The 16,425-nt window shown below is 64.7% G+C and carries 13 protein-coding genes; 11 read left to right on the top strand and 2 right to left on the bottom strand.

Annotated features, from left to right (window positions below; translation table 11 throughout):
• Positions 1 to 47 precede the first annotated feature (47 nt).
• From prmA to deoC, 6 genes are all read left to right on the top strand, one after another.
• Positions 48 to 1,031, top strand: coding sequence for a 50S ribosomal protein L11 methyltransferase (prmA, locus tag KJQ12_RS18970; protein WP_213486983.1), 984 nt, complete (start codon positions 48 to 50; stop codon positions 1,029 to 1,031).
• Positions 1,031 to 1,714, top strand: coding sequence for a site-2 protease family protein (locus KJQ12_RS18965; RefSeq protein WP_213486982.1), 684 nt, complete (start codon positions 1,031 to 1,033; stop codon positions 1,712 to 1,714). The genes prmA and KJQ12_RS18965 overlap by 1 nt, the downstream gene beginning before the upstream one ends.
• Positions 1,715 to 1,777: 63 nt before the next feature.
• On the top strand, positions 1,778 to 2,551 hold the full coding sequence (locus KJQ12_RS18960) for an RsmE family RNA methyltransferase (protein ID WP_213486980.1): 774 nt from the start codon (positions 1,778 to 1,780) through the stop codon (positions 2,549 to 2,551).
• The gene (gene mtaB / locus KJQ12_RS18955) at positions 2,552 to 3,886 is read left to right on the top strand and encodes a tRNA (N(6)-L-threonylcarbamoyladenosine(37)-C(2))-methylthiotransferase MtaB (protein WP_213486978.1); all 1,335 of its coding nucleotides are present in this window, start codon (positions 2,552 to 2,554) and stop codon (positions 3,884 to 3,886) included.
• A 120-nt stretch (positions 3,887 to 4,006) separates the two neighbouring features.
• On the top strand, positions 4,007 to 4,444 hold the full coding sequence (locus KJQ12_RS18950; RefSeq protein ID WP_213486976.1) for an NUDIX hydrolase: 438 nt from the start codon (positions 4,007 to 4,009) through the stop codon (positions 4,442 to 4,444).
• Positions 4,437 to 5,213 (top strand): deoxyribose-phosphate aldolase, encoded by a 777-nt coding sequence (deoC, locus tag KJQ12_RS18945; RefSeq protein WP_213486974.1) that lies wholly within the window; start codon positions 4,437 to 4,439, stop codon positions 5,211 to 5,213. The genes KJQ12_RS18950 and deoC overlap by 8 nt, the downstream gene beginning before the upstream one ends.
• Here the strand turns inward: deoC and KJQ12_RS18940 are convergent.
• Positions 5,116 to 6,114, bottom strand: a complete 999-nt coding sequence (locus tag KJQ12_RS18940) for a Na/Pi cotransporter family protein (protein WP_213486972.1) — start codon at positions 6,112 to 6,114, stop codon at positions 5,116 to 5,118. The two genes, deoC and KJQ12_RS18940, sit on opposite strands and share 98 nt — an antisense overlap.
• 128 nt (positions 6,115 to 6,242) lie before the next feature.
• Here KJQ12_RS18940 and KJQ12_RS18935 point away from each other — a divergent pair, with 128 nt between their 5' ends.
• The 4 genes from KJQ12_RS18935 to KJQ12_RS18920 all read left to right on the top strand — a co-directional run bounded on the left by KJQ12_RS18935 (position 6,243) and on the right by KJQ12_RS18920 (position 13,374).
• Positions 6,243 to 7,676 carry a class I SAM-dependent rRNA methyltransferase gene (locus KJQ12_RS18935; RefSeq protein ID WP_213486970.1) on the top strand — a complete coding sequence of 478 codons (1,434 nt, stop codon included), beginning with the start codon at positions 6,243 to 6,245 and terminating at the stop codon, positions 7,674 to 7,676.
• 130 nt (positions 7,677 to 7,806) lie between these two features.
• On the top strand, positions 7,807 to 8,355 hold the full coding sequence (locus KJQ12_RS18930) for a cysteine hydrolase family protein (RefSeq protein WP_213486968.1): 549 nt from the start codon (positions 7,807 to 7,809) through the stop codon (positions 8,353 to 8,355).
• A gap of 13 nt (positions 8,356 to 8,368) precedes the next feature.
• The gene (locus KJQ12_RS18925) at positions 8,369 to 9,832 is read left to right on the top strand and encodes a nicotinate phosphoribosyltransferase (RefSeq protein WP_213486966.1); all 1,464 of its coding nucleotides are present in this window, start codon (positions 8,369 to 8,371) and stop codon (positions 9,830 to 9,832) included.
• 116 nt (positions 9,833 to 9,948) lie between these two features.
• Positions 9,949 to 13,374 (top strand): glycoside hydrolase family 2 TIM barrel-domain containing protein, encoded by a 3,426-nt coding sequence (locus KJQ12_RS18920; protein ID WP_213486964.1) that lies wholly within the window; start codon positions 9,949 to 9,951, stop codon positions 13,372 to 13,374.
• Positions 13,375 to 13,482: 108 nt separating this feature from the next.
• Here KJQ12_RS18920 and KJQ12_RS18915 read toward each other — a convergent pair whose 3' ends face one another.
• Complete coding sequence (locus tag KJQ12_RS18915) at positions 13,483 to 14,376, bottom strand: glycerophosphodiester phosphodiesterase (protein ID WP_213486963.1); 894 nt, start codon at positions 14,374 to 14,376, stop codon at positions 13,483 to 13,485.
• Between the two features lie 151 nt (positions 14,377 to 14,527).
• On the opposite strand from KJQ12_RS18915, the gene KJQ12_RS18910 reads away from it, so the two are divergent.
• Positions 14,528 to 16,425 (top strand): PD-(D/E)XK nuclease family protein (locus KJQ12_RS18910; protein ID WP_213486961.1); only part of this gene is annotated, 1,898 nt, incomplete at its 3' end.

Raw genomic sequence — 16,425 nt, 5'->3', positions numbered from 1 at the left:
ATGAAGCGGCCGTGTGCGGCCGCCGGAAGCAGGGGGAGGGTGTTCGGTTGAAATGGCACGAACTGACCATCCGGACGCGAACGGAAGCGGTCGAGATGGTGACGAATTTTCTGCATGAACTCGAGGCGGACGGCGTATCGGTCGAGGAGTCCTGGGCGGATCGGAAGCCCGAAGTGACGCCGCTCGGCGAATGGTACGACCGGCCGCTCAATGCGATACCGGCCGGCTGGGTCGAGATCAAGGGCTGGTTCGTCGAAGGCGCCGACATGGCAGCCGTCACACGGACGCTGCATGCGAGGATCGGCGAACTGCGAGACTACGGCATCGACCCCGGCGAATACGCGCTCGAGGAAGCGCTTGTCGACGAAGAGGATTGGGCGGATGCCTGGAAGAAGTATTTCAAGCCGCTGCGCGTATCGGAACGGCTGACGATCCGGCCGACCTGGGAGCCTTACGAGCCCGGCCCCGGCGAGCTCGTGATCGATCTCGATCCCGGCATGGCGTTCGGGACGGGCACCCACGCGACCACGGCGCTCTGTCTGCGCGCGCTCGATCGCATCATACAGGGCGGCGAGGACGTCATCGACGTCGGCACCGGTTCCGGCATTCTCGCGATCGGGGCCGTAAAGCTGGGCGCGCGGAACGTGCTCGCGCTCGATCTCGATCCGGTCGCCGTGTCAAGCGCGAAGGCGAATGCGGAGCTGAACGGACTGTCGGACCGAATCGACGTCCGCGAGAGCGACTTGCTCGGCGTGCTCAGGGGCAGCGAGACGTCCAACGGCAAGCCGTTCAATGTGCAGCTGCCGGTTGATCTGGTCGTCGCGAACATCCTCGCGGAGATCATCCTTCGGTTTATTGACGACGTTTACGCGGCGCTGAAGCCGGGCGGGCTGTACATCGCATCCGGCATCTACATCAACAAGGAACAGGATGTGCGGCGAGGCCTCGAAGAAGCGGGATTCGAGATCGTCCGCCGGGACGAGCAGGACGATTGGATCGCGTTGACGGCGAGAAAGCCGGAGGGTCGCTGATGGATTTTCTCCAACGATTGCTCTGGTATCCGCTCGAACATTTGCCGTTCATCGTGATCGTCCTGGCGCTGGCGTTCACGGTACATGAATTCGCGCATGCCTGGAGCGCGTACAAGTTCGGCGATTCGACCGCCCGCGACCAGGGCCGGGTGACGCTGAATCCGATGGCCCACCTCGATCCGATCGGAACGCTGCTCATTCTGATCGCCGGTTTCGGCTGGGCGAAGCCGGTGCCCGTCATCCGGTCGCGGCTTAAGTATCCGCGCCTGATGGGCATCGTCGTGTCCGCCGTCGGTCCGCTCAGCAATCTGCTGCTCGCGGTTATCGGCGTCGCGCTGTACGCGTTGTTCGCCTACACCGGCTGGCTCTCCGGCGCATCGATCGGCGTGACAGAGGCGGTCCGCGTATTCCTCAATTATCTGATCAGCTTGAACGTTCTGCTCTTTATCTTTAATCTGATTCCGCTGCCGCCGCTTGACGGCTACCGGATCATCGAGGATCTCTCGCCGCCCCGGGCGCGGGAGCAGCTGGACCGCTACGCGCAATGGGGCGTGTTCATTTTTCTCCTGATTGTGTTCATTCCGCCTCTCCGGGCGGTGACGCTGACGCCGCTGTTCGGTCTCTCGAAGCCGATCATCACCGGGCTGTTCTCGCTGTTCGGCCTGTCGGTCCAGGTGCATTGACGCACGGATTTCCTGTGGCGGCTGCCTTGCAAAACGTGTATGATGAAGGTTGGTAGATGGACAATGCAGCGATACATCGTGCCGCCGGCCGCCTTCCGCGGCCGGACGGTTATCGTGGAGGGCGATGATGCGTTCCATATCGCGCGGGTGATGCGGATGCGCCCGGGCGATCGGGTCGTCGTCTGCGACGGCGCCGGGCGCGAAGCGACCGCCGTGCTGACCGAGGTTACGCCCGTCCGGGCGGAAGCCGAGGCGGAAGAACTGCGGCCGTCATCGGGAGAACCGGCATGGACGGTCGTCGTCGCCCAGAGCCTGCCGAAAGGCGACAAGATGGAGCTCATCATCCAGAAGGGGACGGAGATCGGCGCCGCCGCATTCGTGCCGTTCCGCTCGGAGCGGGCGGTTGTCCAGTACGACGGGAAGCAGGAAGCCAAGCGTCTCGAACGCTGGCGCAAAATCGCGAAGGAAGCGGCCGAACAGGCGCACCGCGGCAGGCTGCCGGAAGTGGCCGGCGTCGCTTCCTGGCGGGAACTGCTCCAGTCGTTCGCCGAATATGACGATGTCTATTTCTGCTACGAGAGGCAGGGCGGAGAGCCGGCCGCGGGCCTCAGGACGCGCGTGCGCGAGACGATGAGCCGCGCCGGGGACCGACCGCTCAAACTGCTCATCGTCGTCGGACCGGAAGGCGGCTTCACCGAACGGGAAGCGGCCGAAGCCGTAGCGGCGGGCGCCAGGCCGGCGGGGCTCGGCGCGCGCATTCTGCGCACGGAGACGGCGGCGCTGGCGGCGCTCGCCTGCCTCATGTACGAATCCGGAGAGATGGGAGGGAACGAATAGATGCCGACGGTCGCGTTCTATACGCTGGGCTGCAAAGTGAACTTCTACGACACGGAAGCGATCTGGCAGCTGTTCAAGAATGCGGGCTACGAACAGGTCGATTTCGACGGCGAACCGGCCGATGTCTATTTGATCAATACCTGCACGGTGACGAACACCGGCGACAAGAAGAGCCGCCAGATCATCCGGCGGGCGATCCGGCGCAACCCGGACGCGGTCATCGCGGTGACGGGCTGCTACGCCCAGACGTCGCCGGCCGAAGTGGCGGCCATTCCCGGCGTCGACCTTGTCATCGGCAATCAGGACCGGTCGAAACTGCTCGACTACATCGCCGAAATCCAGCGGACGCGCAAACCGGTGAACGCCGTGCGCAACATCATGAAGACGCGCGAGTTCGAGGATCTGGATGTGCCGGCCTTTACCGACCGGACGCGGGCATTCCTGAAAATTCAGGAAGGCTGCAACAACTTCTGCACGTTCTGTATCATCCCGTGGGCGCGCGGGCTGTCGCGCAGCCGCGATCCGAAGAGCGTCATCGCGCAGGCGCGCAAGCTGGCGACGGCCGGCTACAAGGAAATCGTGCTGACCGGCATCCACACGGGCGGCTACGGCGACGATCTCGAGAACTACGATCTCGCCGACCTGCTCGTCGATCTCGACAAGGTCGAGGGACTTGAGCGGATCCGCATCAGTTCGATCGAGGCCAGCCAGATCAGCGAGAAAATGATCGACGTGCTCAACCGCTCGCGCAAAATGTGCCGCCATCTCCACATTCCGCTGCAGGCGGGCGACGACACGGTGCTGAAGCGGATGCGGCGCAAATATACGACCGAAGAGTACGCGCGCAAGATCGAGGAACTGCACAAGGCGATGCCGGGCGTCGCGATCACGACGGACGTCATCGCCGGCTTCCCGGGCGAGACGGACGAGATGTTCGAGAACGGCTACCGGTTCATGGAGCAGATGCGGTTCGCCGAAATGCACGTGTTCCCGTACTCGAAACGGACGGGCACGCCGGCCGCGCGGATGGAAGACCAGGTGGACGAGGAGACGAAGCACGAGCGGGTTCACCGGCTGATCGAACTGTCCGAGCGGATGCAGCTCGCCTATGCGCAGCCGTTCGTCGGCCGCGTGCTGGAGGTTATTCCCGAACGGGAGACGAAGGGCGAGTCCGGCGAAAGCTGGCTCACCGGCTACAGCGACAACTATCTGCAGATTACGTTCCGCGGCGACCCGTCGCTGATCCGGTCCGTGGTGCCCGTTCGCTTGACGGAAGCGGGTGTCAATGAATGCCGCGGGGAACGAGTTCAGGCTGACGCAACGGCAGCCGTCTGACGACGGTACGGCGCCGGGGCGAAAGCGAATGAACGGGGATTGCCCGTGTCCGCCAGCGGCGGCCGGGGAATCCCCGCCGCATGTTCAAGGCCATCAACGAATGGACGGAGGAAGCTTGGGATGAACGAAATCTCTGCAGGCGGCGTCGTCTATCGGCGCGTGGACGGACGGATCGAAATCCAGCTCATCCGCGACCGCTTCGGCAAGATCACGCTGCCGAAGGGGAAGATGGAGCCGGGAGAGACAGTCGAGCAGACCGCGCTGCGCGAGATCGAGGAAGAGACGGGCATCCGCGGCCGGATCGAAGCGCCGATCGACCGGATCTCCTACCGTTATGTGAACCAGGAGAACGAAACGGTGGACAAGGAGGTCCATTATTACCTGGTGGAAGCGGTCGGCGGCCGGCTCAAGGCGCAGGAGGAAGAGATCGGCGGCGTCAGCTGGCATTCGCCCGAAGAGGCGTGGCGGCTGCAGCGGGATATGGGCTACGACAACAACGACCGGGTGCTGTCCGGCGCGTTCCGGCTGCTCGGACTCGGGGTGGACGGCGTTGGTTAAGTATTGGAAACCGGGAGACACGCTGGAAAAATATATCGACCACACGCTGCTCAAGCCGGAAGCGACCGAAGCGGACATTGCGCGGCTGTGCGAAGAAGCGCTCACCTACGGCTTTCACAGCGTCTGCGTGAACGGCGTCTGGGTCGATTACTGCCGGGAGCGGCTGGCGGGCTCGCCCGTCAACATCAGCGCCGTCGTCGGCTTTCCGCTCGGCGCGAACGATCCGCGGGTGAAGGCGCATGAAGCGGCGGCGGCCGTCGAAGACGGCGCATCCGAGATCGACATGGTGCTGTCGGTCGGCCATGTGCTGCAGGGCCGGTTCGGCTTCGTTGCGGGCGACATCGCGGGCGTCGTGCGGGCGGTGGAAGGGCAGGCGATCGTGAAAGTGATCCTCGAGACCGGTCTGCTGGACGATACGCAGATTGCGGAAGCGTGCCGCGTCGCCGAGGCGGCGGGCGCCCATTACGTCAAGACGTCGACGGGCTTCGGTCCCGGCGGCGCCACGGAAGCCCATGTCCGGCTCATGCGGGCGAGCGTCTCGCCGACGATCGGCGTCAAGGCGTCGGGCGGCATCCGCGACGGCCGGACGGCCCGGCGGATGCTGGCGGCCGGCGCGAACCGGCTCGGGACGAGCGCCGGCGTCGCGATCCTGTCCGGCCGGCCGGCGGATGCTACGCCGCCAGCCGGTCATCGGTCCGGGGACGAGCCGGACGGTGCCAGATCGGCAGATAGCAGAGCGGAAGGGCAAGAAGCGAACAGACAATATTGAAAATCGTCTGCGCATGCGCGATCCGGGCGGCGGGCGATGCGGAAATCCAGCCGGACGCGAGCGCGAGGAAATCGACGATCGGCGCGAACAGCAGGCAGCCGCCGACGTTGAGCGCGAGATGCGACCATGCCACGAAACGTCCGCCCGGCGATCCGCCGGTCGCGGCCAGCAGGGCGGTGAAGCAGGTGCCGACGTTCGCGCCGAGAACGGCGGCGATTCCGATCTCCACCGGCATCGCGCCGAACGCGGCGAGTCCCATCATCATGCCGATGACCGCCGCGCTGCTGTGGACGGCGGCGGTAAGCGCCGCGCCGGCCGCGATACCCCACAGCACGCTCTCGTCCGCCCGGTCGATGAACCAGGCGAACATCCGCGTCTGCTCGACCGCCGGCGCAATGGACTGCATGACCGTCATGCCGAGCAGGAGCAGGCCGAATCCGAACAGGGCGAGCGAGCCGAAGCGCAGCGAGACGAACCAGCCCGGTTCGGGCGCCGCCGGGTCATGCCACGGGCTCGCTTCCCGCAGCAGGACGGAGGCGAGCCAGCCGAGCAGGGAGATCGCCATGAGCGGGATCGCCCACTGATTCAGGTTCAGACCGATCAGTTCGGTCGTCAGGCAGGTGCCGATATTCGTACCGAGCACGATGCCGAGCGTCCGCGGGAACGTCATCAGTCCCGCGTTGACGAAGCCGATCGTCATGACCGTAACCGCCGTGCTGCTCTGCAGCGCCGCGGTTACGGCCGTGCCGGTCAGCAGGCCGTGCAGCGGGGTCGCGGTCGCCTTCTCGAGCAAGGCCGTCAGTTTTCCGCCGCCCCAGCGGTGGAGCGCCAGCTCCATCAATTTCATGCCGGCCATGAAGACTGCAAAGCCGAGCAGCATCGGCAGCGCGATATCGGTCATGCGGACGGCCTCCTTTCCGCGCGTGCTGGTCATCTCAATGTATGCCGGAATCCGGACGGGCATGACAGGCCGTCGCGCCGGCGGCCGACAAGGAAAGCTCAAGACAGATTCAGCAGGGGGGCGCGCAAATGGGCGCTGAAGTCATACTGAACGCCAGCCGCCGCAAGCGGCTGGAAGCGGGGCATCCGTGGATCTTCGCGAACGAGATCGAACGAATGGAGGGCGAAGCCGAACCGGGCGGTCTCGTCGCCGTGCGCGACCATCGCGGCCGGCTGCTCGCGACGGGTTACTGGAATCCGCATTCGCAGATCGCGGTGCGCGCCGTCGCGTTCGGCCCGTTGGAGCGGATGGACCGCGCATTCTTCGTCAAGCGGTTTGAAGCGTGCCGGCGTCATCGCGAACGGTTCGTGGAGCATCCGCGGGACTGCCGGCTCGTTTACGGCGAAGCCGATTTTCTGCCCGGGCTCATCGTCGACCGGTTCGGCGGCGTGCTCGTCGTGCAGATTTTGACGCTCGGCATGGACGTCAGGCGGCGGGAGATCGTGGAAGCGCTCAAGGATGTTTTCCAGCCCGACGGCATTTACGAACGGTCCGACGTACCCGTCCGCAAGCTGGAAGGGCTGGAGGAGCGAACCGGCCTCTTGTACGGCGAATGCCCCGAGACCGTCGTCATCGTCGAGAACGGCATCGAACTCGAAGTGGACATTGTAAACGGGCAGAAGACCGGCCATTTCTACGACCAGCGCGAGAACCGGGCTGCGATCGCCCCGCTCATGACCGGCTGGGGAGCGCGCAGCGGCATTCGGTACGAGGAGCGGGATGCGCTTGACGTGCCGGACGATTATTTCGCCCTGCGCGGCATCGGAAGGCCGGATGACGGCGGACGGATGCGCGTTCCGGTGAACGCGAACGGACGCGTCGTGACCTATCCCCACTGGGACGGCGCAACCGTGCTTGAATGTTTCGCCCACACCGGCAGTTTCACGCTGCACGCCTGCCGCTACGGCGCGAAGAAGGTCACCTGCCTTGACGTGTCGGAGCACGCGATCGAGACGGCGCGCCGCAACGTCCAGCGGAACGGCTTCGAAGACCGCGTCGAATTCGTTGTCGCCGACGCGTTCGACTACCTGCGCGGCCAGGCGAAGGCGCTGGAGGAGCGGGCGCGGCGGGCGTTTGCCGCGAAGGAAGGGAAGAAGATCGACACCTCCGTGCCGATCGGCGGCGAAGGGCGGACCTGGGACGTCGTCATCCTCGATCCGCCCGCGTTCGCGAAGACGCGCAGCGCCGCGGAGAACGCCGTGCGCGGCTACAAGGACATCAACCTGCATGCGATGAAGCTCGTGAACGAGGGCGGCTACCTCGTCACCGCGAGCTGCTCGTACCACGTCTCGCCGGAGATGTTCCTGGGCGCGATCGCCGATGCCGCGAAAGATGCGGGCAAGCTGCTCCGCCTGATCGAATGGCGGACGCAGGCGAAGGACCATCCGCAGATCCTCGGCGTACAGGAAGGGCAGTATCTGAAATTCGCGATTTTCGAAGTGCGCAGCCGCGCATCCATTTGATCGGCCAAGGCTGTTTCCGGGAACCCTGGTTTCCGGGAGCAGCCTTTTTCCTTGCTTGACATTTCCATGCCGATTGCTTAAATGGGTGTAAGCCGATTGAGAACGATAAGTTTCAAGGGAGGCATGACACATGAAAAAAGCGCTGATCCACATCGATTACACGAACGATTTCGTCGCGGCGGACGGCGCCCTGACCTGCGGCGAGACGGCCCGGGCGATCGAAGGCAGGATCGCGGAACTGACGAATCAATTCGTCGCCGCCGGGGATCTGGTCGTGCTCGCGATCGACATCCACCACAAGGACGATCCGTACCACCCCGAGACGAAGCTGTTCCCGCCGCACAATCTGGCGGGCACGAAAGGCCGGGAACTGTACGGGACCTTGCAGGCCGTCTATGAAGCGAACAAGGACAAGCCGAACGTGATCTGGATGGACAAAACGCGGTACAGCGCTTTTGCGGGAACGAATCTCGAGCTCGTGCTGCGCGCGCGGGGGATTGAAGAACTGCATCTGGTCGGCGTCTGCACGGACATTTGCGTGCTGCATACGGCGGTGGACGCGTACAACAAAGGCTTTCGAATCGTCGTGCATCAGAACGCCGTGGCAAGCTTTGATCCGGAAGGCCATGAGTGGGCGCTGCGGCACTTCCGCAACACCCTCGGCGCAACCGTCTTGTAAGGGAGACTGAACCATGAACCAGATCTATCGGGACGACAGCGTGGCGCTCCATACCGACCGCTACCAGCTGAACATGGGCGAAGTTTACTGGGCGGACGGCTTGCACAACCGCAAAGCGGTGTTCGAAGTTTTCTTCCGGAAAATGCCGTTCGGCAACGGGTACGCGATTTTCGCCGGTTTGGAGCGGGTGGTGCGTTTCCTGCAGCAGTTCCGCTTCTCGGACACCGACCTTGCCTACCTGAAGGAAGAAGGGTTCGACAGCGGCTACCTGGATTTCCTGAGAGAACTGCGGTTCACGGGAACCGTCCGCTCCATGCGGGAAGGGGAGCTCGCGTTTGCGGGCGAACCGCTGATGCGCATTGAAGCTCCCCTTATCCAATGCCAGCTGATCGAGACCGCGATTCTGAACATCGTCAACTACCAGACGCTGATCGCGACGAAAGCTTCCCGCATCAAGCACATTATCGGCAGCGACACGGCATTGGAATTCGGCACCAGAAGGGCGCAGGAAATGGACGCCGCGGTATGGGGAGCGCGGGCGGCGGTCATCGGCGGTTTTGACGGCACCGCCAATGTCCGGGCCGGCAAAATGTTCGGCATCCCGATCGCCGGCACGCACGCCCACGCGATGGTGCAGGCCTATCGGGACGAATACGAGGCATTTCGGAAATACGCCGGCACCCACAAGAATTGCGTCTTCCTGGTCGACACCTACGATACGCTCCGCTCCGGCGTGCCGAACGCGATCCGGGTGGCCCGGGAATTCGGCAATCGCATCAACTTCGTCGGCATCCGGCTGGACAGCGGCGACCTGGCCTATCTGTCGAAGAAGGCACGGGAAATGCTGGACGAAGCGGGATTCCCGAATGCGAAGATCATCGCCTCGAACGATCTGGACGAACATACGATTCTGAACCTGAAAGCCCAAGGCGCCAAAATCGATGTCTGGGGAATCGGGACGCGGCTAATCACGGCCTGGGACCAACCCGCGCTGGGCGCCGTCTACAAGATGGTGGCGATCGAGGACGAGAACGGGCGGATGGCCGATACGATCAAAATCAGCTCGAACCCCGAAAAAATCACGACGCCCGGGCTGAAAAAAGTGTATCGCATCATCAACCGGCGAAGCGGCAAGGCCGAGGGCGACTACATCGCGCTGGAGCACGAAAAACCGCAGGACGAAGAACGGCTGAAAATGTTCCATCCCGTCCATACGCACATCATGAAGTTCGTGACGAATTTCGAGGCGCGGGAGCTGCACCATACCATTTTCGAAGACGGGAAGCTGGTCTACGAGCTGCCGCCGCTCGATGAAATCCGACGGTTTGCGGCGGACAATCTGGAGCTGCTCTGGGACGAGTACAAGCGGACGCTGAATCCGGCGGAATACCCCGTTGATCTGAGCCAGGCATGCTGGGACAACAAAATGGCGATCATCCGCAAAGTCAGGGAGGACATTGAACAGAAAAGGGGCTGAATTAAAGACAATCTTTGCCGGATCGGGGGGATTGTCCGTTTTTCCGGGTATCGAAACGGCGCGCGCTCGACTATAATCGGCTTGTTGGAAAAAATGGCAGGCGCAAAGGAGTCGACATGAATACCCGGATATTGTTCAACGACGGCTGGACGTTCGCGAAGACCGGCCTGGATCGGGAAGGCTGGCAGGGGCTCGCCTTTGAGCCGGTCGACCTGCCCCACGACTGGCTGATCTGGGACACGCGGAACCTGTACGAGAACGGCATCGGCTGGTACCGCAAGACGTTCCGATGGAGGAAGGACGGCCGGCGGGCGCTGATTTGTTTTGACGGCGTCTATATGGACAGCACCGTCTACGTGAACGGCGCGGCGGTCGGCGAATGGAAGTACGGCTACTCCTCGTTCGAGCACGAGATCACCGATGCGCTTGAGGACGGCGAGAACGAGATTGTCGTGAAAGTCGTCCATCAGAGTCCGAACAGCCGCTGGTATTCGGGCGCCGGCATTTACCGCAATGTCTGGTTGAAAACGCGGGGGCCGAACTGGATCGAGACGGACGGCGTGTATGTGTCGGTGCGGCGGCAGGAGGACGGGCGGTGGCTGGTCGGGATCGACACGGAGGTTGTGCTGGCTGACGCAGCGGTGCTGACGCATGCGATCATGCATCGCGGACGGGTGGTTGCGGAGACGTCCGGGCGCGCGGAGGCGGGCCGTTCCGTGGCGTCGCACGAGCTCATCGTCGAGGACCCGAAGCTGTGGCACCCGGACGAGCCGAACCTGTACACGCTCGTGACGGAACTGCGGCCGGCGGACGCGGCGATTGATGCCGAACCGTATGAGCGGGTGGTCCAGCGGATCGGTTTCCGCCACGTCGTGATGGACCCGGATCGGGGGCTGATCGTGAACGGCGGGAAAATGAAGCTGAACGGCGTCTGCGAACACCATGATCTCGGGGCGCTCGGCGCGGCGTTCAATCCCGTCGCGCTGCGGCGCAGGCTTGGGCTGCTCAAGGAAATGGGCGTAAACGCGCTCCGCACCGCGCACAACATGCCGGCGCCGGAACTGATGGACATGGCGGACGAGATGGGATTCTTCGTCGTCTCGGAGGCGTTCGACATGTGGGAGCGGCCGAAGACGCCGTACGACTACGCGCGGTTTTTCCCGGAATGGGCGGCGAAGGATGTGCGGAGCTGGGTGCGGCGCGACCGGAACCATCCGAGCCTGCTCATGTGGAGCATCGGCAACGAGATCTATGACACCCATGCCGACGAGAAGCGCGGTCAGGAGCTGACCCGGCTGCTGATCGGCTATGTGCGCGAGCACGATCCGAAGGGGAACGCGCCGGTGACGATCGGCTCGAACTACATGCCGTGGCCGAACGCGCAGAAGTGCGCCGAACTTATCGATGTTGTCGGGTACAACTACGGGGAAAAATTTTACCATCAACACCACCTGGAGCATCCGGACTGGGTCATCTACGGCAGCGAGACGGCGTCGGTCTTGTCGAGCCGGGGCATCTACCATTTTCCGTTCGAGGCGTCGGTGCTCGCGGACGATGACGAGCAGTGCTCCGCCCTCGGCAACAGCTCGACGAGCTGGGGCGCGAAATCGCCGGAAGCGTGCATCATCGCGGAGCGCGACGCGCCGTTCTCGCTCGGCCAGTTTCTGTGGACCGGCTTCGACTACATCGGCGAGCCGACGCCGTATCATACGAAGAATTCGTATTTCGGCCAGCTCGATACGGCGACGTTCCCGAAGGATTCCTACTATATCTATCAGGCCGCGTGGACGGATCGTCGGAAGCGGCCGGTGGTCCATCTGTTCCCGTACTGGGATTTCAGCCCGGGGCAGATGATCGATGTGCGGGCCGCGACGAACGCGCCGCGCGTGGAGCTCCGGCTGAACGGCCGGCCGCTCGGTGTACGGGAGCTCGACCACGAGCGCGGCGCGCAGCTCGTCGGGTGGTGGAAGGTGCCGTACGAGCCCGGCGTGCTGGAGGCGATCGCGTATGACGAAGACGGCCGGGTGATCGCAACCGATGTGCGGCGCTCGTTCGGCGACGCGAAGCGAATCCGGCTGCGGGCGGACAAGCCGATGCTGGCGGCGGACGGGACGGACCTCACGTTCGTCGAGATCGGAATGGAGGACGGGGACGGCAACCCCGTCGAAAATGCCGTGAACCGCGTGCGGGTGGACGTTTCCGGCGCGGGCCGGCTCGTCGGCCTGGACAACGGCGACAGCACGGATTACGACCCGTACAAGGGTGTGAGCCGCCGGCTGTTCAGCGGCAAGCTGATGGCGATCATCGCGGCGGGCACGGAACCTGGACCGGTCCGGGTCGAAGTGTCGTCCCCCGGGCTGGAGACGGCGGTGCTGGAGCTTGAAGCCATCGTACCTGCTGGCGGCGCGCCGAAGGGCGTCTCCGCGCGTATGGCGAACCGGCCGCTGCCGGTCGTGACGGGACGCGAAGACGAGGTGCCGGTGCGCAAGATCGAGCTGGTCAGCGCGGCGGGGCAGCGTTTCGATCCGACCCTGCGGGAGATCGTCGTGGAGGCGAGGCTGCATCCGGAGAATGCGTCGTACCGCGATGTCGAATGGCGCGTCGTGAACGACGCCGGCATCGACTCGAATCTCGCGAAGGTCGAGGCGGACGGGCTGGTCGCGAAGGTGACGGCGCTCGGCGACGGGAACTTTCGTCTGCGCTGCATGAGCCGGAACGGCACGGACAAGATCCGGCTGATCGCGAGCCTCGAGTTCAAGGTCGAAGGCCTGGGTCCGGCGTACAAGGACCCGTACGGCTTCATCGCGGGCGGGCTGTACGATGAGGCGGCGGGCGAGGCCGGCAACGGCAACGAGCGCGGCGTCGCGACGGCGAGGGACGGCGAAACGGTTGTCTGCTGGCGCGGCATCGATTTCGGGCCTGTCGGGTCGGACACGATCACGATTCCGATCTTCGCGCTGACGAGCGAGCCGTATTCGCTGCAGATCTGGGAAGGGATGCCCGGCGAGGAAGGGGCCGAACGGCTGGCGGACGTCATTTACCAGAAGCCGTCGCGCTGGAACGTCTATCAGGAAGAGACGTACAAGCTGTCGAAGGTGCTGAAGGGCGTCACGTCGATCAGTTTTGTCACCCGCGCGAAAATGCACATCAAAGGCTTCTCGTTCGCGCGGAGGAACCGGGCGTTCGAGCGGAACGACGCGGCTTCCTGCGATCATATCTACGGCGACACGTTTACAGTGGCCGGCGGCAGGGTCGAGGAGATCGGCAACAACGTCTCGCTGGTGTTCGGCGGGATGGATTTCGGCGAGGCCGGCGCGTCGAGGATCGTCATCTGCGGACGCTCGCCGATCGACCGGAACACGATCCATATCCGCTTCGCCGGTCCGGACGGCGAGCAGGCCCGGGCGATCGAGTTCACGGCGTCGAACGGGTATGAAGAGCGCGTATTTGAGCTGGAGCCGGTGGCGGGCGTCCGGGATGTGACGTTCGTGTTCCTGCCGGGGAGCCGGTTCGATTTCGGATGGTTCCGGTTTGAGCGGTAAATCGGATGGTTACGATTCGGGAGATCGGGATTTCTGCGGTCCGCCGCATGTCCGGGATTTCGGTCCAGGGCGTGCGGCGTTTTTTTTATGCGCGCGGGCGGCGAACCGTCATCGGCCAAGCAGCAAAGGATCGTCCGTCAGGATGCCGTCGACGCCGTACCGCAGCAGCCGGCGGGCTTGCCGCTCGCCATGGATGTTCCAGACCATGACGGACAGGCCGCAGGATTGAATTCTGCGGATGACCGGCTTGCGCGCCGACGCGCCGGGCAGATGGACGGCATCGGCGAATTTCCGGTATTCGGCCAGGTCGCGCGACGTGACGCGCTGGCGCGGGCGGACCAGCACGGCGATCGGCATGTTCGGCAGCAGCTCGCGCACCCGGCGCAGGGAGCCGGTGTCGAACGACTGAATGATGATCCGTCCGCGCTCCGGCCGGTCCAGTCCGCGCTCGGTCAACAGCCGCGCCAAGGCCTGCTCGATGCCGGGATAGGCGGACGGCTGCTTCAGTTCGAGGATCAGGCCGATGCCGCCGCCGAAGCGGTCCAGCACTTCTTCCAGGGACGGAATCCGCTCGCCCCTGAAGGCCGGGGAGAACCACCCGCCGGCATCCAGGCGGCGGATTTCGCCGAAGGTCAGCTCACCCGCCCGCCCCTTGCCGTTCGTTGTCCGGTCGACGGTTTCATCGTGCAGCGCGATGAGCCGGCCGTCCCGCGTCGCCCGCACATCCAGCTCGATGAAGTTCGCGCCCATGGTCTCGGCGAGGCGGAAGGCGGCCATCGTGTTCTCGGGCGCATATTTCGAAGCGCCGCGATGGGCGGCGATCAGCGGCCCGGCCGCCGGCGTCCGGGCATCCGGGAGACGCGCGTGCACGGACCATGCCGCGGCGTTTCGGCCGGCGCTGAACGCATCGGGGTCGGCGGTGCCGGCCGCAGCCGGCGTGAAGACCAGGGCTGCGGCGGCAACGGTCAGCAGCAGGATGCGATGGGACAATGTGCGGCGCAACATCCGCCCTCCTTCCGCAACATTTTCCTCCATTAGGGTGGCTCATTCCTGCGCGGGCATGCACGGAAAACACGAACATACGTTTGTTTTCTTCGTGATTTTCCCCGGCCGGTATGCTAGAATAAGAGAATCATGGACAGGGGGAATCGCCGTGAAGCTGCGATTCGTGCTCGGACGCGCGGGAACGGGCAAGACGCGCCATTGTCTGGACGAAGTGCGCGCCAGACTGGCGGAAGCGCCCGACGGACCGCCTCTCATCCTGCTCGTGCCCGAGCAGGCGACGTTCACAACCGAATATGCGCTTCTCGGAACGCCCGGCGTGCCCGGCACGATGCGGGCGCAGGCGCTCAGCTTCCGCCGCCTGGCGTTCCGCGTCATGCAGGAGACGGGAGGAACGGCGCTCGTCCCGATCGGCGAGAACGGGAAGAACATGCTGCTGTTCAAATTGCTCCATCGCCACGCCGACCGTTTGCGCCTGTTCGCCGGCAGCGCGGGGCAGCGCGGTTTTGTCGACAAGCTGAACGAACTGCTGACCGAGATGAAGCGGTACGGCGTGACGCCGGAAAGCCTTGAAACGCTGGCGGCGGACGCCGCGCTGGCATCGCCGGACGGGCTGCTCGAGAGGAAATTGCACGACATCCGGCTGCTCTACGCCGAACTGGAGAGCGCGCTTGCCGGTCGATATCTGGACGCCGAAGACGGCCTTGCGTACCTTGCGCGGGGATTCGGCGCCAGCAGCCTCGCGGCGGCCGAAATCTGGGTCGACGGCTTCCACGGCTTTACGCCGGCCGAATACGCCGCGCTGGAGACGATGATCCGCTGCGCGCGGAGCGTGACCGTCACCCTGACCCTCGACCGGCCTTACGGACCGGGTGAACAGCCGCCCGAGCTCGATTTGTTCCGGCCGACGGCCGAGACGTACATACGGCTTCGGGAGCTTGCCGAACGATCGGACGTGCCCGTGGAGCCGCCGTTCGTGCTTCGGCCGGAACCGGCCCCCCGCTGGGCCGACAGCCCGATGCTCGCGCATCTGGAGCGCCATTACGGCAGCCGGACGCCGATGGCCGTGCCGGAAGATTGGTTTGATCCGGAGCATCCGCGCTGCGGGGTTGTAATCCGCGCCGCGGCGAACCGGCGCGCCGAAGTCGACGCCGCCGCGCGGGACATCCTGCGCCGCGTGCAGGAGGACGGGCTTCGCTGGCGCGACATCGCGGTCATGGTGCGAAATTTGGCCGATTATGCCGATCTGATCGAGCAGACGTTCTCCGATTACGGCATCCCGTTTTTCCTCGACCGGAAATCCGTCATCCCGCATCACCCGCTTGTCGAGTTCATCCGGTCCGCGCTCGAGACGGTGACCGGGGGCTGGCGGCACGACGCCGTCATCCGGTGCATCAAGACGGAGCTCTTGACGGGTCCGGATTCCGGCATTGACCGGAGCGATCTGGACCGGCTGGAGAACTACGTGCTCGCCGCGGGCATCGACGGCCGCAGATGGCTGGATCCGGGAAGCTGGCGGCCGCTGGTGCGCGATCCGCTGGAGGACGAACCGGGCCATGCGGAAGAAGAAGATCCGGATGCGTTCCGGCGGCTGTTGCAATGCCGGGAACGGATCGTCGCCCCGCTCGACCGGTTCGGCCGGGCGCTCGCCCGCGCCCGGGATGTCCGGGCGATGTGCGCGGCGCTGTATGATCTGCTCGATGCGGTCGGTGCGGCGGACCGGCTGGAAGCATGGAGCCTGGAGGACGCGGAGAACGGCGAATTGCTCCGGTCGCGGGCGCATCGCCAGTTGTGGGACGGCGTCATGAGCCTGCTGGATCAGCTGGTCGAGCTCGCGGGCGAAGAGCGGATGCCGGCCGATCTGTTCGCGGGCATGGTCGAGACGGGCCTGGACAGCCTGCAGCTCGGCAGCGTGCCGCCGTCGGTCGACCAGGTGCTGGTCGGCAGTCTGGACCGGTCGCGCACGGGCGGCGTGCTGGCCGGCTATCTGCTCGGCGCGAACGAAGGCGTGCTGCCGATGCGGTCCCGCGAAGACGGCGTGCTGACCGA

The sequence above is a fragment of the Thermobacillus xylanilyticus genome (assembly GCF_907165215.1).
Lineage (GTDB): Bacteria > Bacillota > Bacilli > Paenibacillales > Paenibacillaceae > Thermobacillus > Thermobacillus xylanilyticus.
This window is presented reverse-complemented; position numbering and strand designations above follow the sequence as displayed.